Raw genomic sequence first — 23,693 nt, 5'->3', positions numbered from 1 at the left:
CTCCCCCTATGACTTGCGTAACATAGTGCTATAATCCACTAAATACTTCATTACTCGAACAATTTTTTCTGGATTTGGGTAAACGACGAAATTTTGTTTCCGATAATATTCCATTCCTTTTGGGGCAATAGCAGTTGCACCTAACCGTCCAAGTACGATAGGCTTCGTTGATTGTTTAAAAACATCAGTTATAGCTTCCGCAATAACTTCAGCTCCAGGATCAGCATTACTAGTCATCATTACTAGTACACCATCAATCCCTTCATCAGCAACTACTGCTTCTAAAATCTTCTTGAACATTTCTGGCTTCCCAATAATTTCAGCTGTTACATCTATTGGATTTTTTGGTGAACCAAATTCTGGGACCAGTTTATGAAGTAATTCCGCATTATTTGTAAATTCAGCTACCTCTAACCCTGCATTTGAACATAAATCGGCTAAAATACTACAAGCTCCACCAGAAGCTGTTATAATTCCAATTCGTTTGCCTTTTGGTAACGGTTGAATTTCGAATGCAGCAGCAATATCAACTAATTCTTCGACCTGGTTAACTCTAAGAACATTATACTTTCTGAAAACAGCTTCATAGACTGCGTCATCGCCTGCCATTGATCCCGTATGTGATTGTACTGCTTTTTTTCCTGCATCCGTACGACCTGTTTTGTATACGAGTACAGGCTTTTGTTGTTTAAATGCAGCTGTTGTTGCGCGCTCAAATGCTTCTACATCTTTTAACCCTTCCATAAAAACGGAAATTACTTTTGTCATTTCATCTTGTGCTAATACTTGAATGAAATCTGAAGTTGTTAAATCGGCTTCATTTGCCACACTGATCCAACGACTAAATCCAATATTGTCTTCCCATGCACGACTAAGTAACGCACTGCCCATTGCTCCGCTTTGTGAAATAAAACCGATACTTCCTGCAATTTTATTTTTAGTTTCAAGTGCCGATCCAAATGCTGTATATATATTTTTAGATGGACTAGCTAAACCAATAGTATTTGGACCCAAAATCCGAATGTTGCCCTGCTTGGCAATGGTAAGTACTTCTTTTTGTAATGCTTTCCCATGCTCACCAACTTCCACAAAGCCTGATGAATAAATCATGACATTTTTTACTCCACGTTCTACACAGTCACGCATAACATTCGGTACAAACTTTGCGGCAACAACTATACAAGCAACATCAATGGTATCCGGAATTTCCTTAATTGATGGATATGCCTTATAACCACGAATTTCACTTGCTTTTGGGTTAACTGGATATACACTTCCTTCAAAATTGTTTTCGACTAAGTATTTCAGTAAGCGGCCGCCTGTTTTTTTCGCATCTTCTGAAGCCCCTACTATAGCTACCGATGTTGGATTTAACATTTTATCAAGACCATCTAATAAATTTATTTCTTTTTGGTCTCTAATTAGGCTGCTTTTTAACATACGAACATCACAAATATACGCTTCACTATTAGCAAAAATAATAGGGTTTAAATCGAGCTCCTCAATATCCGGCTGCAGTTCCACTAAGCGGTTTATATTACGGCATATATCTTTTAATTTATCTATGTCGATACCGGACTGTCCCCGATACCCTAATAAAATTGGTGCTGTCTTTAGCTCCTTTATCATTTCATCTACTTCTTGTTCGGATACAGGTAGCATACGCATAGAAAAATCTTTCATAATTTCTACAAGTGTACCCCCATATCCTAATATAAGCTGATGGCCAAAAACATCATCTCTCTTAACACCAAGAATTAACTCAATCCCTTTAGGCGCCATTTTTTGAACGAGTACACCGACTAATAATGCTTGTATATCGTATGCTTTCGTGTTGTGAATAATTTGACGGTATGCTTCTCTCAACTGCACTTCATTGCTAATACTTACTTTGACAATTCCAGCTTCTGTTTTATGTGTGATTTCACGTGACATACCTTTTAAAACAACTGGATAACCTATTTTTTCAGCCATTAGCACTGCTTGCTCTTCTGTTTCAGCAAGAAATGATTCTATAACCGGTAATTTAAACTTTTGTAGAATTTCTGCCCCTTCATATTCCATTAAAAATCGATGAACACCTAGTTCTTTTGTTATTTTCATGAAAGAACCTCGCTATTCTTTGGTTTTGGTGGACGCTGACTAAAGCGCATATCAAATACTTCCTCTGCGATTTTATTTTTCAGCATTTCCGGTGTTCCACCTGCAATCATCCAGCCACGAATTCGACGGAAAATATATTCTAATGGATAGTCTGTTGAGTAGCCATATCCTCCAAAAATTTGAACAGCCTCATGTGCCACTTCAAATGCTGTCGTGTTAATATAACATTTAGCCATTGATGCCTCTAATGGACTCGGTGCCCCTTTATCTGCATTTGTTGCTGCTTTGTATAATAGTAAACGACCAGCCTCTAACTTCATTTTCATTTCAGCTACTTTCCACTGAATGCCTTGAAACTCTGCTAACGGACGTCCAAACTGATGTCTTTCTTTCGCATGTTCTACTGCCATATCAAATGCTGCTTGTGCTAATGCTAATGAACGAGATGTATTACCCATTCGTTCAATATTGAACATTGTAAACAGTTTTTTAAACCCATTATCCGGCACGAGAATATTTCCTACCGGTACTTCACAATCTTCGAAATACAATGCACAATGCTCTTCTCCAGACATATGGGTTTCTGTTTTGCCTAACACAAAACCAGGCATGCCACGTTCAATTAAAATTGCACCTGAACTTTTTACATCTTCACCAAAACGTACCCATACAACATAATATTCATTATGTGGTCCGTGAGTATTGAACACTTTAGAACCGTTCACAATCACTTTGTCACCTTCAACCCGTGCACGCGTTTCCAAATCTGTTGTCGCAGATCCCGCATTTGGCTCACTCATTGCTACTGAAATTAATTTTTCTCCTGCTAAAATTTGCGGTAATACACGCGCTTTTAATTCCGGTGATCCATATGCAGCTAATTGACGAATTGCCCCGAAGTTACCAACTTGGAACATATCAGCTGTACTTGGACAAACTTTAGCAATCTCTTCCATCACAATAATAGCTTCTACTAAAGTCATTCCTTGACCACCATCTTCTTCTGGTAAAGTCATCCCCATTAATCCATGCTCAGCTAAAATACGCGCATTTTCCCACGGTACTTCTTTATTTTTCACCCATGTGTATGCTTTTTCTGAAAACTTCTCTTTTGCTAAATCACGTGCCCATTTCTTTAAATCTTGTTGTTCTTTTGTTAATGTAAAATCCATTTCCTTTCACTCCTTCAATTTTATTTAACTGCTAAATGAGCTTTTTATATGCTCCTATCTAATAAAAAGCAAGTAACGTGCCAAGTCCTTTATACAACCCTTAAATTTAAAAATTTTTTCTCACTGTAACTTCAAAACCTAAGAGTACGGCAATCTCAACTTCATTTTTTGCCTTTACCTATATTTTTCTTAAAACATATTATTTTGTATAAACTAAAAACGTTAAGTATTTGAACAAATCAGTTCAAATACTTAACGTTTGATCACATACCTTTATATACAGGAGTACGCTTTTCTATAAATGCCTCTGTTCCTTCTCGCTTATCTTCTGTTGTGAACAGCAAAGCTTGTGCTAACCTTTCCATTGTAAGCGCAGCTGTTAGAGATCCGTCATTACCTTCATTCACTACCATTTTTGCCAAGCGAACCGCTAATGGTCCTTTTGCTAAAATTTTACTTGATTTAGCTAAAACTGTTTCCCATAATTCCTCTGGCTTAGTTATATCAGATACAATACCTAACGCAAGAGCTTGTTTAGCTGTTATAGAATCTCCCGTTAATATATAGTTTAGCGCAAGTCCTTTTCCAATTAATCGCACTAAACGTTGTGTACCTCCTCCACCAGGAATAATCCCAAGATTTAATTCAGGTAAGCCGAATTTTGCATTTTCTGAAGCAATTCGAATATCACATGCTAAAGCCAGTTCGAATCCCCCTCCAAACGCATATCCATTTACTGCAGCGATTGTTACTTTATTACACTTCTCGATTGTTTGGCAAAGTTGAGATAAATCTGCCTCTAAACCTTGATAGAGCGTTTTCTGTCGAAGTTGACCAATATCCGCACCCGCGATAAAAGATTTATTGCCCGAACCTTTAAATACAATTAAATGAACACCATCATGTTGCTCCCATTTTTGAAGCGCATGGTGAATCTCCGTTATCGTTTCTCGATTAAGAGCATTATGCACTGTTGGTCGATTAACTTTTATAATTCCAAGAGCACCATCTTTATAAACTTCCAAGAATTCATACATCCAATTATCACCCTTTCAATGAAATTTATTACAGTTTTGATAGGTCTTCCAAACGAATGGGTTGCTGTAAAATCCCCATTAGTACTTCGTGTGCTCTTTTTTCTCCTAATATTGGCGTACAATTAGATAAAAATTTATGTTTCATTTGTTCCTCACTTAGTGGGTTCCTTGGTTCCCCTAATGGATTTTCTGAGAAATGTTCATATACTTCCTGATTACTCGTTACAATTTGAACTTTCCCAGCCCGATATGCAGGATACATTTTATCTATTTCCTCATCAATATAAATATTGATTTTTGGCAATAGCCCTTGAATAAGTGGCGTTTTGTTCAACGGATTAAATAATTCAATATTCAAGCCATCATATACAAGTGCTAAAGCAACTGCGTAAGGCATGCTCATTTGCGTATCTAATAAAGTATTACAAACCGTATAATTGTGCATAGCCGCTATATGATTCACTCCAATATGGATAGCTTCAATTTGATCAAGTTCAATCTTGTTATTTTTTTTAATTTCATAAATGATATCAATTACCACATGTAAATGGCGGCAACATGGATATGGTTTAAAATAGACTTTATAAATTTCCAATTGTTCCCCTAATCCCTGTACAAGTCGTTCACTATTATAGTCACCTGAAAATGCTTGGAAAAATCCATTTTCACCTTCAAGTACTTGTTGAGGGCCTGTTAATCCAGCCATAGATAATTTTGCTGCATGAATACCATCACGGGCTGCTTGCCCAGGATGAATACGTTTTACTTCCGAACCTGTACCTAAAAATGCAAACAACCCTCCTGCAAAACTTGCGGCTACGCCAAGTGCACTTTCAATCCCTGCCTCATCCATTTTATAGAGGTAAGAAACCGCCGCTGTTGCTCCGAAAATACCGGCAATTGGTGTATTATGAAATCCTCTTTTTCTGGAATTAGGATGGATTGCTGAGGCAATTCGTAAACATACTTCATATCCAACAATAATAGCTCGTAATACATCCTCCGATGTAGCATCAATTTCTTCTGCTACCGCCAATATAGCCGGAATAATTGGTGCTGCAGGATGAATAGACCCGTGTGTATGTCCATCATCAAAATCCAAACAGTGCGCACTCGTACCATTTACAAATGCTGCATTTGCTACAGAAAGCCCTTGTTTACCGCCAATGACATTTATATTACCTTCACCTTCTACTTCCAATAAATATTTATATACTAGTTTACTTGTTTCAGTTTGAGCGCCTGTTATTGCCGCACAATAATAATCTAGTAGAATATGTCCCACTTTTTCATAATCCTTTTGGGACAATTGATATTCACTAAATGTCTTAACAAACTCAGCAAGTACTTGCGTTGCCTCGATTTTTATTTTGTTCATTCCGTAACTTCCTCCCTTTCCTTAATACTCCTTGAATTCCATGCTGTAATGGCTACTAATAATGCCTTAAAGCCAAATATTGTACCAAGACCCCAGATAGTACTCATATTTGCAAAAATAAAAGGTAACAATGTTTGTGCTAAACGATTCGAAGCAAGTCGAATTCCTAATAGCTCTGCCGTTTGGTTTTTTGGCGCTAAATTATACGTTATAATGATTGAAATCGGTTGTGTAATACCTAAGCAGCAACCTATAATTAATACGAAAATAAATAGAACAGTAAAATTTGTTGTGAAACCTACTAAGGCATAAGCAAATGCACCAATTAACATACAGTATGCTAATGCATTGACCCGTCCTAATAATTTCAATACAGATCCTATATAAAAACGAGCAATTATATTTCCCGCAGCCATCACAGATAATAGAAAACCAATTTTTGAAGCAGATAACCCTATAGACTCTGCGTATAATGGGAAGTAAACATAAAATATATCCAGTGCTGATAAAATAATCATTCCAGCTAACAGAGTATTCCTAATATCCTTTTGTTTAACTATCTCCAAGAACGGAGTCTTCTCCTCATTATCCTTCGAATCTATTTGCTGATGATGCTTCTTTAAGAACAAACTGAGGATAACACATATTAAAGGTGCTACAGCAAGTGCAACAAATGCTATCGTAAAACTCCAATAATCTGCTGCATTCCCCGCAATTAAAGGGCCAAATAACATTCCCCCAGAAGAAAATAAACTAAATAAACCAATTGCCTTATCTCTCCCACCACTATCGGCAGACTTCCCTATTCCATTTTGTAATGAAACAATGGCAAATATTTGGCTTAAGCCTAATAAAAATTGTGAACAAATCAGACCTACTATACTCTCAGTAAAAAAAGGAAGTGAAGTTGCTACTAGTAAGCCGAATGATCCAAATAATATGGGACCCTTTTCTCCATATCTATCAACATATCTACCTATATGTACTGCAATTAATAGGGGACCGATTGAATAAGCAAGTGTAATTAAACTAATTTGCCACATTGTCGCTCCTAATAAGTCAGCATATAAGGAAGTTATTGGGCGAACACCGAAAACTGTGGTAAAGATCAGGATTGTAATTGTATAAAGAACCTTAATATTCATATACAGCCTCCGAATATGGGGAAACGGGATGAATACTTCTCATGCATTCATCCCGTCCTTTTTACTCTGATACATTCATTTGGAGTACAATACGCTCTTGCTTACGTGTTGTGTAAATCAACACGATTAATCCAGCAAATAAACCCATTCCGATAAAATCGGTAATAACTTCTGCACTAATTAATAATAATGCTGTGACTAAAGCCCATAGACGCTCATACCATATTAAATTTCGTTTATACCAACCTGTTAAAGCTATTGCCAAAACAAATACACCAAGACATGCCATAATAAAGGTCCAACCGATTTCCAGAATTGTTCCTTGTGCTAGCAGTGCCGGTCCGAAAATGAACATATATGGAATAATAAACGCCACCAAACCAATTTTTGCCGATGTAATACTAGTTTTCAGAGGATCACTGTCAGCAATCCCGGCTGCTGTAAAGGAAGCCAGCGCTACAGGTGGTGTAATTGGTGCTAAACAAGAGAAGTAGAATACAAACATATGCGCATATAACGGTTCAATACCTAACTTTACTAATGCAGGTGCTGTTAATACCCCTAGTAAAATATAAGCTGCTGTTGGCGGTAACCCCATCCCCATAATAATACAAGCAATCATTGTGACAATAAGAGTTAATATAAGTGATGTGCCGCCAATATTCACCATTAATGTCGTCAATGTAACACCAATCCCAGTTAAATTAACTACACCTACAACTATTCCCGCTGTTGCACAGGCCACAGTCGTTAATAACATCCCTTTTGCACCATCAACAAGCGCATTAGGTAGGAATGACCAATCTATCTGTTTGAAATACACAACGACATATGAAACGACTAGAGCAACAATCGACCAGAACGCAGAGTACATAGGTGATGATTGATTGATGACTAGCAAATATATAAGTACTCCTAAGCCTATATATAAATGGAATCCGGCCATGAAAGTTTTTTTGAAATCTGGTAATTCTGCCTTTGATAAGCCCTTTAAATTATCTTTTGCCGCTTCTAAATCGACATAGAAATAGACAGATAAATAATACAAAATAGCTGGAATTGCTGCTGCAATAATAATTTCACCGTATGAAATACCTGTCATTTCCGCCATGACAAATGCACCTGCCCCCATAATAGGTGGCATAATAGAACCACCCGTTGAGGCTACCGCTTCAATCGATGCTGCAACTTTCGGTTTATACCCAATTTTCTTCATCAAAGGGATTGTAAATTGGCCAGTTGATGATACGTTTGCTACAGGACTCCCCGATACTGTTCCCATTAATGCACTTGATATTACCGCTACCTTCGCTGGTCCACCACGGTAACGACCACCAAAGAAATAAGCTAAGTCGATGAATACTTTCCCTGCACCAGTTGCATTTAAAAATGCTCCAAAAATAACAAAGAGTGCAACAAAGGTTGCTGCAATTGCTAATGTACTTCCCCACAACCCTTCACTGGATAAAAATACAAGCGAAATAAATCGATTCGTTGACATGTTTGATGATTCAAATACACCTGGGAAATATGCTCCAAAGTACGAATAAAAGATAAATACTACACCAATTAAAGCTAGAATCCATCCCGTTACTCGACGTGTCGCTTCAAGTACAAGTACTATTGTTACTACTCCAAAAAATACATCCATGAGGCTTGTATCACCAATGCGATGTAATAATGTTTCATATGTCCTGAAAATATATATTGCGGATGCAATAGATAATGCTATAGCAATATAATCAAAAGTACGACCTACCTTTTTAAAAGTTAACGGATATAACAAAAACACTAAAATTAGTACCAAATATAGATGAACACTACGCTGAATCATTGGTGTTAGCAATCCAAAACCGCCAGTATATAAATGGAATATTGATAAAAAAATAGCTAAACTAAAGATGATTTTCTTAATCATCCCGCTTTGAGGTTCACGTGCTTCTTTCTCCATAAAACCACCCCTTTTTTCGAATTTTATTTCTCTGCAGTAGCCCTGACGTCTTCATAATATTTCTTTGCCCCTGGATGAATTTCGACAGTTTCTTTGTCTGCATTTTCTATCGTAATTTCATTTAACGACTCATGCGCAAGCTGTATCTCTTCTAAATTATCAAAAAAACCTTTTACAAATGTGTAAACTAATTCATCAGGAACATCTGCACGCGTTACAATTTGCGTATTGATTGCCAATGTTAAAAAGTCCTCTGGTTCTTGTTTGTAGGCACCACCTTTTATACTGTGGCCAAAAATTGATGGATTCGATTCCGCTACTTTATCCACTTCTTCTTGCGTGAAATGAATTAACTTAATATCTCGAGCACTTCCTAATTCTTGAACTGCTGGTGCAGGAACTCCTGCCCAAATAAATGCTGCATCAATTTGTTTATCCTTCATTCCCTCAACAGCATCCGCAAAAGAAAGGTATTGTTGTTTTACTCCTTTATCGTAAGGCAAACCAAGAACTTCCAATACTTCGCGACTCTTTAACTCCGAACCACTTCCTGGTGCACCTACTGCTACACGCTTACCTTTCAAATCACTAAATGATTCAATCCCTGAACCCTCTAACACGACAAGGGATAATGGTTGCGAATACATACTAAGGACTCCGCGAAGCATATCATTTTTAGGGTTCCCTTCAAATTCATGCGTCCCATTGTAAGCACCAACTGCACTGTCCCCTCCTACAATTGCAAAATGCACTTCATCACGATCAAGCAAACGAATATTTTCAACTGACCCACCTGAAGCTTGATTAGTAATATCAATACCATCAGCGTTGTTATTTAGATTTTGAGCTATAGCAGCACCAACAGCATAAAATGTTCCACTTGTCCCTGCTGTAGTCATAATGATTTGATAATTGCCATTTTTATCTTTTTCTGTAGAAGCTGCAGATGGTCCACATGCCGTTAAAATGACACAACCTAGCAGTACAACGATTAACCAAATTTTTGATTTCATATATTCGCCCCCTTAATAGTTATCCCTTATGTTTTCACCTTTTTATTTTGTAAAAATTGTTTTAAGCACTCTTTATGTTCTGATTCACCCCTTAAAATTACCTGCACTAAATTTTCTGTCTCCATCACCTGTTTTAACTGAGCATCTTCTAACTCATTAAAGATTCTTTTAGAAGCTTTATAGGCCTCAATTGGACCTGCTAGTAGCTCCTCTGCTAGCTTTAGCGCATGTTCCAAACCATGATTCTTAGCAACAACCTTGTTTACAAACTGATAATTTTGCGCTTCTAATGCGGTTAATATTTTCCCCTCATAAACCCACTCTTTTGCGATCCGGCTTCCTAACGCCTTTTGCAAATGATAGTGCAAACCTAAATCTGGAATAAGCCCGACATTTTTAAAAGCAATAACAAACTTTGCCTGCTCCTCTGCTATAGCAAAATCTGTGGATAACGCTAAACTGAATCCTGCCCCTGCCGCAAAACCGTTAACAACACTTATTGTTAATTGTGGCAAAGTCCTTAGCTGTTGTACAATTTGCTTTGATATTTCCATGCTTTCTTTAATAGCCAGTGCATCATAAACTTCTTGCATGGCTATTAAATCACCACCAGCACAAAAACCTTTCCCATTACCAGTTATAACCAAAATTTTTATATCTTGCTGTTGTATCGTATATAAAGTGTTTAACAATTCCCTTTTTAACGCCATTGAGAGCGCATTCATTTTTGTAGGCTCATTTAAGTAAACAACGCCAATATCCCCTTGTTTTTCAAAAATCACTCTTTGGCTCACCCATATCTCCCCCTTAAAATTGCATTCATATTCTATAAAGCAATTTTAATGCCAGTCAAAAAAGATGCCGTTCATTATGTAATAAGCTAATTATTTGTTCAAAAAATGAACATCAAAAAAAAAGTGTACAATTTATAAACAAAAAGAGTATAAAGAAAAAAGGTAGCAACATTGCTACCTTTCCAAATTTTCCGAAACCTTTTTCCATAGGGTTGTTCTACTAATCCCTAATAAATCAGCAACAACAGATTTATTATCATTATTTTCTTCTAGCATTTTTAAAATAACTTGGCGATTAATCTCTTCCAACGTACCTTTATGCACAAGTAGCTCTTCTTTACCTACTTCTAAAATAGCTTTACTACCCATTTCATATTTAATATCTTCAATAAATAATTGCTCTGATTTCATATTTTTTGCATATAATAAATAGCGCTCTATAATATTTTCAAGTTGTCGAATATTACCTGGCCATTGATACTTGCGCAAGAACGTTTGAATTGCTTGTGGCATTTGTTCATATGTCAACTTTTCTTCTGACGCTTTTAAAAAACGATTGATTAATAATGGAATATCATTTGGTCGTTGATATAGCGGTGGTATTTCCAGATATAAAATACTTAAGCGGAAATATAAATCTAACCGGAACTTTCCTTCTTCGACAAGCTCCCATAATTTTTTATTTGTGGCTGCGACAACACGTATATTTATAGGAATAACATGCTCTGCACCTAATCGCATTACTTCTTTTTCTTGCAATACACGTAGTAACCTTGTTTGAATATGTAATGGAATCTCTCCAATTTCATCTAAAAAAATTGTTCCTTGATGGGCAAGTTCAAATACACCTTGGCGTCCACCTTTCATGGCCCCTGTAAATGCACCTTCAACATAACCAAACAATTCACTTTCAAGTAAATTTTCCGGTAATGCTGCACAATTGACTGCTACAAATGGTCCATTAGCTCGTTCACTATAATTATGGATACTTTGAGCAAAGAGCTCTTTTCCTGTTCCACTTTCGCCAATAATTAACACAGTTGAATCTGTTTTTGCATACTCTTTTGCCAAATTTACTACTTCTGTCATTTTTGCGTCTGAGTGTATAATATCTTCAAAATTAAATTTCGCAACAAGCCCTTTTGTATATAAATCACGTCGAATTTTATGTTCAAGTTTTTGAATACTACTAATATCACGACAATTGATAAACGTTCCAATTCGTACTTCCTCTACTATAACTGGACTATATGATACATTGATTTTTCCTCTAGTTAAGTTTCCAACCTCTTCAAATTTAATACTTTCTGTAAAGATATTTTTTAAACTAATCGAATTTATCTCATCGACTCTTTTTCCAATTACATTATCAGCAGAGATATTAAATAGTTTTTCTGCAGCTGGATTGCATGCTTCAACTACATGATTTGTATTAACAAACAAAATGCCTTCTTCCGAAACATTGATAACAGCATTTAATTGTTTAACTTTTTCTTTAATTACCATACGATCTTTGGCTACTTGATTAGCAAGAACTAATGCCCGCTTAATGGTTCTCTTGTTTGCTTTAATGTACATACTTTTAATACCGTAATTTGTTGCCAAGTTGGCTGTTCGTACTCCGCCTCCAACAATAACATCAACACCATCTTCTTTTGCTCGTTTCACTTGTTTTACAAGTTCTTCATTTGTCTTATATGGATATAACATAACATCAAAACCCATTACCTCATTGATTTTATTAAAATCAAATAAAAAGCCTTCCTCTGGATATGTAATAAAACATACCTTGTTCCCCATTTTTTTTGCTTCTAAAAAGCTTAATAATAAATCAAAATGATCTGAATCTGAATATACAATCGGCAAATCTACAATATCTTGTAAGCATGCAGCAGTTCCAGCTCTACTAATAACGACTTCATATCCACCTTGAGATACAAGCTTTTTCACCTCTAACGCGGCCTCTTCTAAAATACCTTCAACAATTGTAATATTCAGCTTTAATTCTGTAGCGATTTCATTAATTACTTCTGCCATTTCCGGATAACCGGCTGTCATAATCATCTTATAATTCATATTCAAGTCTCCTTATAAGAATTGTTATTTTTTCCATATTAGTACTTTGCAATATAAGTATACTGTTATAAAAAGATTAAAATTAATAAAGAAATTTTTCACAAAGCTGTCAGTAGATAATCCTTTCTAACACGCTCTCCATTAGCTATTTGTAAATAAAAAGCTTCACCCTATTTTATCAGAAAATATTAAAAATTCTCTAAAAATCGAATATTTCCTTGGTAATACCTGAAAAAAATCATACAATGTTACATAACAAGCAAGGAAACGGAGGAGGTATATAAATGCAATTCACACTACAACTTGCTCAAAAAACGGCACAATCGTTAACAACAGCACAATTACAACATCTTGAAATATTGCAGCTTTCTAATTTAGAATTAGAACATTTTATTTATGAAAAAGCATGCGAAAATCCACTAATTACACTTATAGATTCAGAGGTAAATCAACTCAAACATCTACTTGATTATACAACTATAAATAAAATGCCAGGATCTTCTTTAGGGGAGCAAATTAACTATGACTATATCCAGTCTTCTATAGCACAAAAAGAATCCACATATGAATTTTTATTCGATCAAATCCCACTTCAACAAAATTTGTCTGAATTAGATCGAAATATTTTATCTTACTTAATATACAATTTAAACGAAAAATTTTTCCTAGATGTTACAGTTGAAGAAGTTGCAGAAAAATTTCATATTCAAGTTGAGACTGTTGAAAGTTTATTATATTTACTTCATACATTTGAGCCTATTGGAATCGGTTCACGAAATCTCATTGAATACTTACTAATTCAAATTGATAATGATTTAAGCGCACCTCCATTAGCAAGTGAATTCGTTAAAAACGAACTAGATAAAGTAGCTGATTTGTCTATCTCCTACTTAAGTAAAACTTATAATATTTCAACAAAAGAAACTCAGCAAACAATACAATACATTCGATCTTTACAACCATCACCTTACATTGAACATACACAGCCGACAGAAAACTATATTTCACCTGAAATTATTACGGAAAAAATAAATGAAGAATGGGTTATCCAAATTACAAATAGCTCTCTTCCAACTATTGAAATTAACGAAGAATATATTCAATTACTCCAAACATCAAAAGAACATGAATCATATTGTCAAAATTGCTTAAAAGATGCAGTCATGCTTATACAAGGAATAGAACAACGCAACCGATCTTTATACAGTATAATAAGAGTTTTATTAACCACTCAGGCTGATTTTTTTGAATATGGTATTGAAGCACTGAAGCCCGGACGATTAAAAGATATTGCAGAAATCCTAGATTTACATGAATCCACAATTAGCCGCGCTATTAGAAATAAATATATTAGAACACCGCATGGAACCTTTGCACTTCGCTCCTTATTTATTAAGGGATTAACAAGGCATTCCGGTAAAATGGATTCTGTAGCTTACGTAAAAAAATATATCTCTTCTTTAATTAAAGAGGAGGATAAAGAATCCCCATTAAGTGATCAACAGTTGACTCTTCTATTACAAAGCGAAGACATACAAATTTCACGACGTACTGTAGCTAAATATCGTGAAGAGCTTAATATTCCTAGTTCAACAAAGAGGGCTACCCTTCATAAAAATACAACGCTTTAAAATAGTAATTATCATATCCAACCGAAAGTTTTGTAGTACTTCTAGTAGCAGGTAAAACTCCTATATAGAAAAGATAGGGTATGGTGAAATTTCTTCAAATTTCACCATACCCTTTCAATTTACATTCATTTCTTCAAGCGAGAGCAAGTTTAGTAATTATTCTATGTTTAACCCTAATTTCTCGAATTTCTTAATAAGATCATTAGTATAAATCATCATTTCTTCTTCGGAAGGGGTAGTCTCTAGTAGTTGTGTTGTCGTATAAACAATCCCACCCTTTACAACTTGTTCTAATGCTAAAGTATTTTCAATTTGAAGTAATGGATTTTCGTTCAGTACTAAAATGTCCGCAATATATCCTTCCTTTATCTCACCTAAGTTGTTTATTTTTAATGCCTTTGCTGCATTTATTGTTGCTTGCTGAAGGGCTTCTAGAGGTGTAAAGCCTGCATCAACAAATAGCTGCAGCTCACGGTGCAATGCTAATCCTGGGTATGTAAATATCCCAGCCGGCGTATCTGTTCCTGTGACAACAGTGCCCCCCATTTTATAATAAATATAGGCAATTTTTTGGATCATTTTTATTTGAATTCCAAAGCTAAATTGACCCGATTTTGCTTGTGCGCCAGGCAGCCAATGCTTAAACAAATAGTCCATTTCTTCTATGTGCTGTACAATTTCATGATTTGTCGTCCAATAGTCTTCTGCCAATCTCATTTGATCATACAAGACCATTGTTGGACAAAGTTTAACATCCTTCTCCAGCAACTGTTTACACACGTTCGTTATTTTCTCTTCATCTGGGTTGTCCCACGGTATTGAATCCCATACCTCTTTAGGGGAATTCCAAGTCCATTCTGGATACATTGCCTGAATTATTCCAGAACTATGCTCAAGCCAGTCGATCCCCATATTTGCAGCATCTATTGCGTTTACCTTTTTGGAATGCAAAATATCACTGCTTACTTCCAATCCATGTTTCTTCGCCTCTTGAACGACAACCTCCATGAACTCAGGATCAAGCCAACCGTAAACTTTAATAAAATGTGCGCCAAGCTGAACTTGTCGATCAACCTCTTGTTTAGCAAGTAAAACGTTATCCACATTAATATTGTAAGCTGTATCATCACCCCATAAGCCCGGCGGACCATCAATCATGCGATCAGCTGATATAACACGAGGCTCATAGTCCATTCCATCTGCATCAATAAATGGCTTTAATTCGATTACGCTTCCCGCTGTATTCCGAACAGTTGTAATGCCTGCCGCCGTAAAATAATTCGCAAAGTGCTTTTTTATATGTACATGCATATCAATTAACCCTGGAATCAACCATTTCCCAGTACAATCAACGATTTTTGCACCTTCTATATGTAAATTTGAATCAATTTTTTTAATGATATTTTGTTCAATGTAAATATCCTGTTTTTCATAATTGCCGGTTTCAATATTTAATAAATAACCATTTTTTAATAGTAACACTGTCATCAGCCTCCCTGTGTTTTAAATTTTAGTTTATTTCCAATATTTTGTAAATAATATAAATGGGTTATCACTGTAATATGAGGAAGATTATCAAATAGTAATTTTTTCAGTCCCCCCTAAATTAAGGGAAGATTTTACCGTTATTTTAGGGGGGGGAGTTCATTTTTAGAATAAATAAGGGAACGTTTTACCGTTATTTTAAATAAAATCGTGAAATTTCATGTTTTTTAGGGCAATAACGGAAATTGCTTCCCTTATTTTCACTATTTTTTATGTTTTTTTGAAAATAACGGAAATTCATTCCTCTATTTATTTCATTGCGCATTCTCATCTCCCTCCACCACTTTTGCGCTAGGGCATTGTTTGGCGGACTCAATTTTTTCTCCCAAAAAACTGTTAAACTAATAAAAGGAAGAGAAATAAAAGCAGACACTATTTTTAAAGGAGCAATATAATGCTAATAAGACAAGCAGTTGAAAGTGATGCACCGAAACTTATTCCAGTTATGAAGAATGCTGAAGAATCTGGTTTTATGTTATATGGACCTGGGGAAAGACAAATGAAGGAAGAGCCTTTAATTAAATTTATAAACACACTGAATAATGTACCCAAATCGGGCTTCTTTGTCGCAGAAGATAACGAAGAGATTTTAGGTTATCTTCTTCTCAAAGCAGAAAACTTATCAAGAACTTCTCACCGCGCCATGATTGCAATTGGTGTACATAGTAATAGCCGCGGAAAAGGTGTTGGCTCAAAACTGTTCGAACATATTATAAACTGGGGAAAACAGATGCAGCTCCACCGATTAGAATTAACCGTCATCGAAACGAATAAACACGCAATCAAGCTTTATCAGAAAATGGGGTTTGAGATAGAGGGGATTAAGAAAGATTCCTTACTAATCGATGGACAGTATGTAAATGAAATATATATGGCCAAATTGCTTTAACCACGTATTTTTTGAATGCTGAATAAAAATTGAACTAGCATGCGCAATAAGCACATGCTAGTAATTGGTAATTATCGGATTGTTTTTAAAGCTGTTGCCCACGGAATAACTTGATCTAACATTTGATTTACGGAATCTACTTGAACATCTTTCGGTTTGAAAGTAGTGCCATTTTCAAAATCCGTGAATAAAGATAATGCCGGGTGTACGCGTACATCTGCAACTGATAATTCTCCTAAGATACCACGTAAATGTTCGGCAGCACGAGCACCACCAACAGAACCGTAAGATACAATACCTGCTGATTTATTGTTCCATTCCACGCGTAAATAGTCTAATGCATTTTTAAGTGCACCCGTGATCGAATGGTTATATTCTTGAACAATAAATACAAATCCATCTTGTTTTGCAACCGCTTCAGACCATGCTGCTGCACCTGATGCATCTTTGCCCGGTTCACCTAGTAATGGTAAATTAAAGTCCGCAATATCAATAATTGTATAATTTGCGTCCCCACGTTTATCTCCAAGCTCTTTTACCCATGCACCTACTTGTGGACTTACACGACCTTCACGAGTTGATCCTAAAATAATGCCAATATTTAATTTTTCCAATTTATTTCTCCTCCACTCTGTTGTCTAGCTACCAACAAATTTTGTTATTCAATACCCGCAACGATTATAAATATTCCCTTATTAACTAATAAATATTCTTATATATAACGTTTAAGCTGCAGGGTTTAATTCAAGCTCGACCTTAATTTTGATGTCTTTTCCTACTAATACGCCACCTGTTTCTAAAGCTGCATTCCACGTTAGACCGAAATCTTCTCGGTTAATTTTTGTTTCGGCTTCAAAGCCATAAACTTCAACACCCCATGGATTTACACCTTTACCCCCAAATTCAACGTCGAATGTTACTGTGTTTTTAATCCCCTTAATTGTTAAATCCCCTGTCACCTTATAATCATCTCCGGCTTTAGAGATATTTGTAGAATTAAAAAGAATTTCTGGATATTCGTCTGTACTAAAGAAGTCTGGTGATTTTAAATGATTATCACGGTCTTCATTATTCGTGCTAATACTCGCTACATTAATTCCAAATTGAATCGATGCTGTTGTTAAATCCGTTAAATCTGCTGCCTCTACATCTGCAGTATAGCTATTAAAGTGCCCCTTCACTTTAGATACCATCATATGTTTTACTTCAAATCCAATTGTTGAATGTGATTGATCGACTGACCATTTTGTCATTTTATATTCTCCTCCATTTTATCTCGATTTCAAGATATATACTCAAAATAAAATTCCGAAATCTAATATCTCGAACTTGAGATAAATATAACAAATGCTTTTTAAATCGTCAAGTACTTATTTTTAAAATAATCAAAAAATGCTCAGACCCTCTTTTATCGAGATCAGCCTGAGCAATTTTATTCTTTTCTATTACACTAAAAAACCAACATTATCCTTGGCGTTCAAAAGAAATATAGCGTGTACCTTGAAATGATAATAAACCAAGATCCTGCTCCACTAGCATCCCATACTCATTCCCCTTAATTTTTAATTCCATACGGTCTCCGCTTTGTACTTCAAATGTTACATAGTATGTAGTTTGTGAATTGTCACCTTGCACATGAATCCGCTTTGAAACAACTTCGGCTGGCACCGTAAGAAGCGGAGAATTATTATTTTTAATTCCCTCTTTAATATTTGAAAATAGGATGAAAATAATAGCAATAAATATAATGCCAAAAAATATAGGGAAAATTGAAAACATAATATCGCCAAAAAACATATGAACACTTCCTTTCTACTTTTTATACGTTCAGGTCCTAAAAGAGTTTCAATAATTTCAAATTTTTCATAAACACCCTCCGTAAATAGTAACGATTACTATTTATGTTGACAACAGTTAACGTTGCCTCTATAATCAATAATCGTAACCATTACTATTTAGAAAAGAGGCAGAAAAATGAAAAGTACAACATTAAAAGGATTAAGTGTTTTACTACTAAGTTCGTTGTTAGCAGGATGTCAGTCTACTGAAACTAAGGAAGTAGAAAATACACCAGAAGCAGAAACGACGGCAGTCAATAATGAATCATCTAAAAGCGAGCATAATCATTCCCATGTGCATGATGAAGAAGCAGAAAAAATTTACGCTGGGTATTTTGAAGATAGTCAAGTACAAGATCGCGCACTTTCCGATTGGGAGGGTGATTGGCAATCTGTGTACCCTTATTTACTAGATGGCACACTAGATGAAGTATTTGAACATAAAGCACAGCAGAATGGTGATAAGACAGCCGAGGAATATAAAGCGTATTATGACATCGGCTACAAAACAAATACAGAACGTATCGTAATCGAAGGGAACAATGTCACATTTTACGAAAATGGAAAAGCTTTCACTGGAGAATATGAAGCAGATGGTTATGAAATTCTAAATTATGAAGCTGGAAATCGTGGCGTACGGTTTATATTTAAACTAACAGAACCGGCAGACAAATTACCACAGTATATTCAATTCAGTGATCATAGTATTTCTCCTACCAAAGCGGATCATTACCATATATATTGGGGAGATGATCGAAAAGCATTATTAGAGGAAGTAACAAATTGGCCTACATATTTCCCTACTGATATGGACGGACATACAATTGCACATGATATGATTGCACATTAATTCTATAGAGTAGCAAAAAAATTGGGAAACCTTCGAAAGTTGGTTTCCTTTTTCCAATTATACCCACCTAAAATCCGTTTTTTTATAGTCAGAAGATTCTATATAGTTTAATATACAGAATAGACGTTCTTATTAAGGGGGAAATTTATTGAATAAAATCATTTATAATCAAGTATGGAATTTAGATAGTATTTTTCCGGGTGGAAGCAAATCCATCCAATTACATAACCATTTGCAAGATATTATAGAAGGATTACAGTTAATGAATAAAGGCTTAACAGTTACTGCTAAATTTAATTCAGAGGATGCTAATAATGTTTTAAACTTACTTATTGAGATTGGGAATATGAAGTTAAAATTATCTCAGGCTACCTCTTTCATAACATGCTTGTTGGCTCAAGATCCAATAGATTCAGATGCAAGTGTTTTACAAAGTAAGATTTCTAATTTAAATAGCGAATATAATATTATGTTAACAAAGTTTCAAGCTTTAGTAGCTAACACTCCTTTAAATACCTGGATAGAACTTCTTGAATCTGAGCAATTAACGGACTTTAAATTAATATTAACTGAATGGCGTAAGGAATCAGAATCATCCCTTACATCTAATGAAAAAGCTATTTTATCCAATCTATCTACCGATGGATTCCATGCATGGGGACAGTTGTATCAAACCTTAATGGGCAATCTTACAATAGCTCTCAATATTGATGGAAAACATCAAAAATATTCTATTGGTCAAGCTTTGAATTTACGGTCACACCCGGATGAAAAGGTTCGGCAAAGTGCCCATGAAGCATTGGAACTAAAGTGGATGGAACAAAAAGAAGCATTTGCAAAAATTTTAAATCATCTGGCCGGTTTCCGACTCCAAATGTACAGCTTGCAAGGAATCAACGATGTATTGGAAGTACCGCTAAGTAAAAATCGCATGCAAAAGGAAACACTTGAGGCAATGTGGTCAGCTGTAAGCAAGCACAAAAAACCCTTTACGAATTATCTGAATCATAAAGGGAAAATAAATAATAAAGGAAAAATGCAATCGTATGACTTTTGGGCACCTTTCACTATTACTCCTAGAAAAATTGATTATGATGATGCGATTGATTTAGTAAAACTACACTTCCGAAAATTTGGGCCTAAGTTGGAACAGTTTGTAATAAAGGCTACTGAAAAAGGATGGATTGAAGCAGAAAATCGGTCCAAAAAATCGGCTGCGGCTTTTTGTGCTGGGTTCCCCTTGACAGAAGAATCAAGAGTTTTTATGACATATAGCGGAACTGTGATGAGTGTTTTGACACTCGTGCATGAATTAGGGCATGCTTTTCATAATTCGGCGATGGATGGACAGCATGGGTTGAATAAACAGTATCCACTAAGTATAGCGGAAACGGCATCTACTTTTTCCGAAATCATTTTATTAGATGCGGCGATCGAAAATGCTATTACTAAAGAAGAAAGAATAATGCTATTAGATGAGAAAATTAAAAGAAGTGTAATGAACTTCATGAACATTCACAGTCGGTTTCTTTTCGAACAAAATTTTTACGAAGAGAGAAAAACAGGCTACGTTTCTGCAGAACGATTAAACGAAATAATGCAAAATGCAATTTCTGTTGGCTATCAAGATTCCCTTAATAATGTATCTGAACATACTTGGCTTTGGACACCTCATTTTTATATGACAAATGCTCCATTTTATAATTTCCCCTATACATTTGGATATTTATTAGCATTAAGTTTATTTGCAAAGGTCAAAGAAATGGGAGCTGATTTTGAAAATGCCTATATACAGTTACTTCGTGATTCTGGAAAAATGACTATGGAAGAACTAGTTCTTAAACATCTAAATGAGGATATTACACAAGAAGCCTTTTGGGAAAAAGGCATTATGCATAGTGTAAGAGATGTCGAATTATTCATTGAATTAACCGCGCTAGAAACTAATTAAGTTTATAATTTTTTTGGGGGGCATGATGCACAAAGATCCCCCTCCCTCTTTTTTAACTGTTAATGTATTCAAGCACATCATCTATATATGTATGTAACGGATTATCTGTTTTCACGGTAAGGCATGTTAGATTAGCAGGTTTTTTACTATTTTTTATCGTAGTATAGAAAAGATCTTTGTTTTCCACCTGCGTAATTTGGCTGATCTTATTCACTCTATTTTTCAGACGGTTATTGATTTCAACAAAATCCGCTAAATAGCATTCAATATACTTGTATCTCGCATTATTAGTCCGAGCTATTGCCACTCCCTTTTCTAACATCTCATCGTATAGGCACGGGCTATCAAGAATGACATTTTTTCCTTGTGACAAATAAAAATTAACTAATGAAAAATCGATATTATATGAAATTTTCCCCGCCAGCTTCCCATCCAGTTGATTTTCATTTACTGAATTCAGCAATGCAGATTTAACAATGTCATGATCGACAATGACACAATTTATTTTTTTTGCAATTTCCAGTGCTAATGTAGATTTCCCCGAGCCTGGAAATCCGGACATTTGTATAAAAAACATTACTACCCCTCGCTTTTTTGAAATTTTTTATTGTAACTATAACAAACCCTATTATAATTTGTAAATTTTAACAGTAATATTCTATATATATTAAGTTGAATAAAATGAAAGAGGTGTCCCTTTGAATTGAAAGATTTAAAATTGCTGACGGTCTTTATATTTACTCTTACACTTATTTATCATTTTATTATGGTACGTACAGAACATCCATATTTAGGATTAATAATGGTAATCCCCTTACTAACATTCACCATCCAACATATTGCATCAAGGAAAAAAATTAAAGTTCAGCAATTTTCACTAAAGAAATCCAAAATAGCTCCCCTGTTCCTTTCAATTCTATTACCTATACTTTTAGGCTTAATCGTTCATACATATTTATTTACAACGAATGTAGGAAGCTTTTTATTTATAGAAAGAAATCAATTATTTTTCTTCCTGGGAATAGGATTAACAGTTGCAGCATTTTCAGCAGGCCTCGAAGAAATCATATGGCGTGGGTATTATCAGACTAAATTAAGAATGAGCTATTCATTTCATAAAACAGCAATTATTATTGCTTTCATCTGGAGTATTTGGCATTTACCCATTGCTTATTTTTATAAAGGTTATACAAATCTACTAATAGGTACTGTAAGCTACTTCATAATTCTGTTTATCACTTCATACGTACTTTCCTATTTGCGTGAATGGAGCGGTTCTGTTATACCCGCTGCCCTGTTTCACGGTTTAATGAATGTATTTTATTTTCATGATGGCATTCAAATTGAAATGCCTCTGCATATGACGGAATTAGTGAAGTGTGTCTACTTACTCCTATTTTTCGTAGCCAGCATAATCATTTTACGCGCTACAAATTTTATCAAAACATAGTCCCTTCAATCAAAAGCCGTATTTCTTTTTGGATATACTACATGTAAGATAATCTTCAAATAAGGAAGAAGGTGCATTACTTTGAAATTTAAAAAGGTATCACTTCAAACAAATGATTTAGAAGTAATGAAAGATTTTTATAAAAACAACTTGGGCTGTACATTGGATAATGAGCATGTAGACAGCTTTGAAGTGACATTTGGCTATACAACGATTGAGTTTAATAATCGCAATGTTAAAGGAAATCCGTTTTATCATTTTGCGTTCGATATTCCGTCCAATCAATTTCTAGAAGCAAAAGAATGGGCTATTAAGCGAGTAACTTTATCTACTGAAGATGGTGAAGATGACGTTTATTTTGAAAATATCAAGGCTCATTCTCTTTATTTCGAGGACCCTGCAGGCAATATTTTGGAATTCATCTCCAGAACCAAAGATAATCCAACAAGTGAAACCCCTTTTTCTATAGACAATATTATACAAATGTCGGAAATGAGTTTAGTCGTTGAAGATAAAGTCAACGTTGCAGAAGAATTGAAAAAAGCAGGCATTATTGAACGTAATGGGGATAAAATTAATCACACTGGTTTGAATTTTATGAGCGATAAAAATGGAGCAGTCTTTTTACTGCTTGTCTCACCAAATAGAAGATGGTATTTCTCCCAAAAGGATGCTGTTATTTTTCCAATGACAATTACTTTGGAAAATGACGTAAAGCTGGGTATTGACGATAACGCTCAATTTTTCTTGATTTGAATGTTTAACAAAAATACGACGAGCAAAAGTAATGTCCTTCCTCTCGTAACGAGTTCGGTTGATGGGGACAGTAAATCCTTTATAAATAGCGATTAAAAATGCTCAGATTATTTC

At 35.1% G+C, this 23,693-nt stretch carries 21 protein-coding genes; 6 read left to right on the top strand and 15 right to left on the bottom strand.

Features of this window, described 5'->3' with window-relative positions:
- Positions 1–6: 6 nt before the first annotated feature.
- The 9 genes from MHH95_RS11205 to MHH95_RS11165 all read right to left on the bottom strand — a co-directional run bounded on the left by MHH95_RS11205 (position 7) and on the right by MHH95_RS11165 (position 12,669).
- Complete coding sequence (locus MHH95_RS11205) at positions 7–2,103, bottom strand: acetate--CoA ligase family protein (RefSeq protein ID WP_340727619.1); 2,097 nt, start codon at positions 2,101–2,103, stop codon at positions 7–9.
- Positions 2,100–3,275, bottom strand: coding sequence for an acyl-CoA dehydrogenase family protein (locus MHH95_RS11200; protein ID WP_340727618.1), 1,176 nt, complete (start codon positions 3,273–3,275; stop codon positions 2,100–2,102). The genes MHH95_RS11205 and MHH95_RS11200 overlap by 4 nt, the downstream gene beginning before the upstream one ends.
- Positions 3,276–3,538: 263 nt before the next feature.
- A complete protein-coding gene (locus MHH95_RS11195) occupies positions 3,539–4,312 on the bottom strand; it encodes an enoyl-CoA hydratase/isomerase family protein (protein ID WP_340727617.1) in 774 nt (257 codons plus the stop codon).
- A gap of 28 nt (positions 4,313–4,340) precedes the next feature.
- Positions 4,341–5,690 carry an MmgE/PrpD family protein gene (locus MHH95_RS11190; RefSeq protein WP_340727616.1) on the bottom strand — a complete coding sequence of 450 codons (1,350 nt, stop codon included), beginning with the start codon at positions 5,688–5,690 and terminating at the stop codon, positions 4,341–4,343.
- Positions 5,687–6,835, bottom strand: a complete 1,149-nt coding sequence (locus MHH95_RS11185) for an MFS transporter (RefSeq protein ID WP_340727615.1) — start codon at positions 6,833–6,835, stop codon at positions 5,687–5,689. Before MHH95_RS11185 ends, MHH95_RS11190 begins: the two co-directional genes overlap by 4 nt.
- Positions 6,836–6,896: 61 nt before the next feature.
- On the bottom strand, positions 6,897–8,786 hold the full coding sequence (locus MHH95_RS11180) for a TRAP transporter permease (RefSeq protein WP_340727614.1): 1,890 nt from the start codon (positions 8,784–8,786) through the stop codon (positions 6,897–6,899).
- Between the two features lie 23 nt (positions 8,787–8,809).
- Positions 8,810–9,799 carry a TAXI family TRAP transporter solute-binding subunit gene (locus MHH95_RS11175; RefSeq protein ID WP_340727613.1) on the bottom strand — a complete coding sequence of 330 codons (990 nt, stop codon included), beginning with the start codon at positions 9,797–9,799 and terminating at the stop codon, positions 8,810–8,812.
- A gap of 26 nt (positions 9,800–9,825) precedes the next feature.
- The gene (locus MHH95_RS11170) at positions 9,826–10,581 is read right to left on the bottom strand and encodes an enoyl-CoA hydratase/isomerase family protein (RefSeq protein WP_340727612.1); all 756 of its coding nucleotides are present in this window, start codon (positions 10,579–10,581) and stop codon (positions 9,826–9,828) included.
- A 186-nt stretch (positions 10,582–10,767) separates the two neighbouring features.
- Positions 10,768–12,669, bottom strand: a complete 1,902-nt coding sequence (locus tag MHH95_RS11165) for a sigma 54-interacting transcriptional regulator (RefSeq protein WP_340727611.1) — start codon at positions 12,667–12,669, stop codon at positions 10,768–10,770.
- 284 nt (positions 12,670–12,953) lie between these two features.
- Between MHH95_RS11165 and rpoN the strand changes: the two genes are divergently transcribed.
- Positions 12,954–14,300, top strand: coding sequence for an RNA polymerase factor sigma-54 (rpoN, locus tag MHH95_RS11160; protein WP_340727610.1), 1,347 nt, complete (start codon positions 12,954–12,956; stop codon positions 14,298–14,300).
- 156 nt (positions 14,301–14,456) lie between these two features.
- Here the strand turns inward: rpoN and MHH95_RS11155 are convergent, their stop codons facing one another.
- Positions 14,457–15,782 carry an amidohydrolase family protein gene (locus MHH95_RS11155; protein ID WP_340727609.1) on the bottom strand — a complete coding sequence of 442 codons (1,326 nt, stop codon included), beginning with the start codon at positions 15,780–15,782 and terminating at the stop codon, positions 14,457–14,459.
- A 196-nt stretch (positions 15,783–15,978) separates the two neighbouring features.
- Entirely contained in the window at positions 15,979–16,110 is a 132-nt protein-coding gene (locus MHH95_RS11150) for a hypothetical protein (protein WP_340727608.1), read from the bottom strand.
- A 129-nt stretch (positions 16,111–16,239) separates the two neighbouring features.
- Between MHH95_RS11150 and MHH95_RS11145 the strand changes: the two genes are divergently transcribed.
- The gene (locus MHH95_RS11145; RefSeq protein ID WP_340727607.1) at positions 16,240–16,734 is read left to right on the top strand and encodes a GNAT family N-acetyltransferase; all 495 of its coding nucleotides are present in this window, start codon (positions 16,240–16,242) and stop codon (positions 16,732–16,734) included.
- A 71-nt stretch (positions 16,735–16,805) separates the two neighbouring features.
- Here the strand turns inward: MHH95_RS11145 and MHH95_RS11140 are convergent, their stop codons facing one another.
- The 3 genes from MHH95_RS11140 to MHH95_RS11130 all read right to left on the bottom strand — a co-directional run bounded on the left by MHH95_RS11140 (position 16,806) and on the right by MHH95_RS11130 (position 18,531).
- Positions 16,806–17,348 (bottom strand): NADPH-dependent FMN reductase, encoded by a 543-nt coding sequence (locus MHH95_RS11140; RefSeq protein WP_339215948.1) that lies wholly within the window; start codon positions 17,346–17,348, stop codon positions 16,806–16,808.
- 111 nt (positions 17,349–17,459) lie between these two features.
- Positions 17,460–17,987 (bottom strand): YceI family protein, encoded by a 528-nt coding sequence (locus MHH95_RS11135; protein WP_340727606.1) that lies wholly within the window; start codon positions 17,985–17,987, stop codon positions 17,460–17,462.
- A gap of 211 nt (positions 17,988–18,198) precedes the next feature.
- The gene (locus MHH95_RS11130; RefSeq protein ID WP_340727605.1) at positions 18,199–18,531 is read right to left on the bottom strand and encodes a DUF2500 domain-containing protein; all 333 of its coding nucleotides are present in this window, start codon (positions 18,529–18,531) and stop codon (positions 18,199–18,201) included.
- 177 nt (positions 18,532–18,708) lie between these two features.
- Between MHH95_RS11130 and MHH95_RS11125 the strand changes: the two genes are divergently transcribed.
- Both MHH95_RS11125 and MHH95_RS11120 read left to right on the top strand, forming a co-directional pair.
- Entirely contained in the window at positions 18,709–19,422 is a 714-nt protein-coding gene (locus tag MHH95_RS11125; RefSeq protein ID WP_340727604.1) for a ZinT family metal-binding protein, read from the top strand.
- 148 nt (positions 19,423–19,570) lie between these two features.
- Positions 19,571–21,373 carry a M3 family oligoendopeptidase gene (locus tag MHH95_RS11120; RefSeq protein ID WP_340727603.1) on the top strand — a complete coding sequence of 601 codons (1,803 nt, stop codon included), beginning with the start codon at positions 19,571–19,573 and terminating at the stop codon, positions 21,371–21,373.
- A gap of 52 nt (positions 21,374–21,425) precedes the next feature.
- Here MHH95_RS11120 and MHH95_RS11115 read toward each other — a convergent pair whose 3' ends face one another.
- Positions 21,426–21,950: an AAA family ATPase gene (locus MHH95_RS11115; RefSeq protein ID WP_340727602.1), complete on the bottom strand. Its 525-nt coding sequence runs from the start codon at positions 21,948–21,950 to the stop codon at positions 21,426–21,428.
- A 126-nt stretch (positions 21,951–22,076) separates the two neighbouring features.
- On the opposite strand from MHH95_RS11115, the gene MHH95_RS11110 reads away from it, so the two are divergent.
- Together MHH95_RS11110 and MHH95_RS11105 are read left to right on the top strand one after the other, a co-directional pair.
- Positions 22,077–22,823 (top strand): CPBP family intramembrane glutamic endopeptidase, encoded by a 747-nt coding sequence (locus MHH95_RS11110; RefSeq protein ID WP_340727601.1) that lies wholly within the window; start codon positions 22,077–22,079, stop codon positions 22,821–22,823.
- 81 nt (positions 22,824–22,904) lie between these two features.
- Entirely contained in the window at positions 22,905–23,579 is a 675-nt protein-coding gene (locus tag MHH95_RS11105; protein ID WP_340727600.1) for a VOC family protein, read from the top strand.
- The last annotated feature ends 114 nt before the right edge of the window (positions 23,580–23,693 follow it).

It is taken from the genome of Solibacillus sp. FSL K6-4121 (assembly GCF_038002585.1).
Classification (GTDB): Bacteria; Bacillota; Bacilli; order Bacillales_A; family Planococcaceae; genus Solibacillus; species Solibacillus faecavium.
The sequence above is the reverse complement of the archived record's forward strand: the minus strand, read 5'-3'. Positions and strand labels throughout refer to the sequence as shown.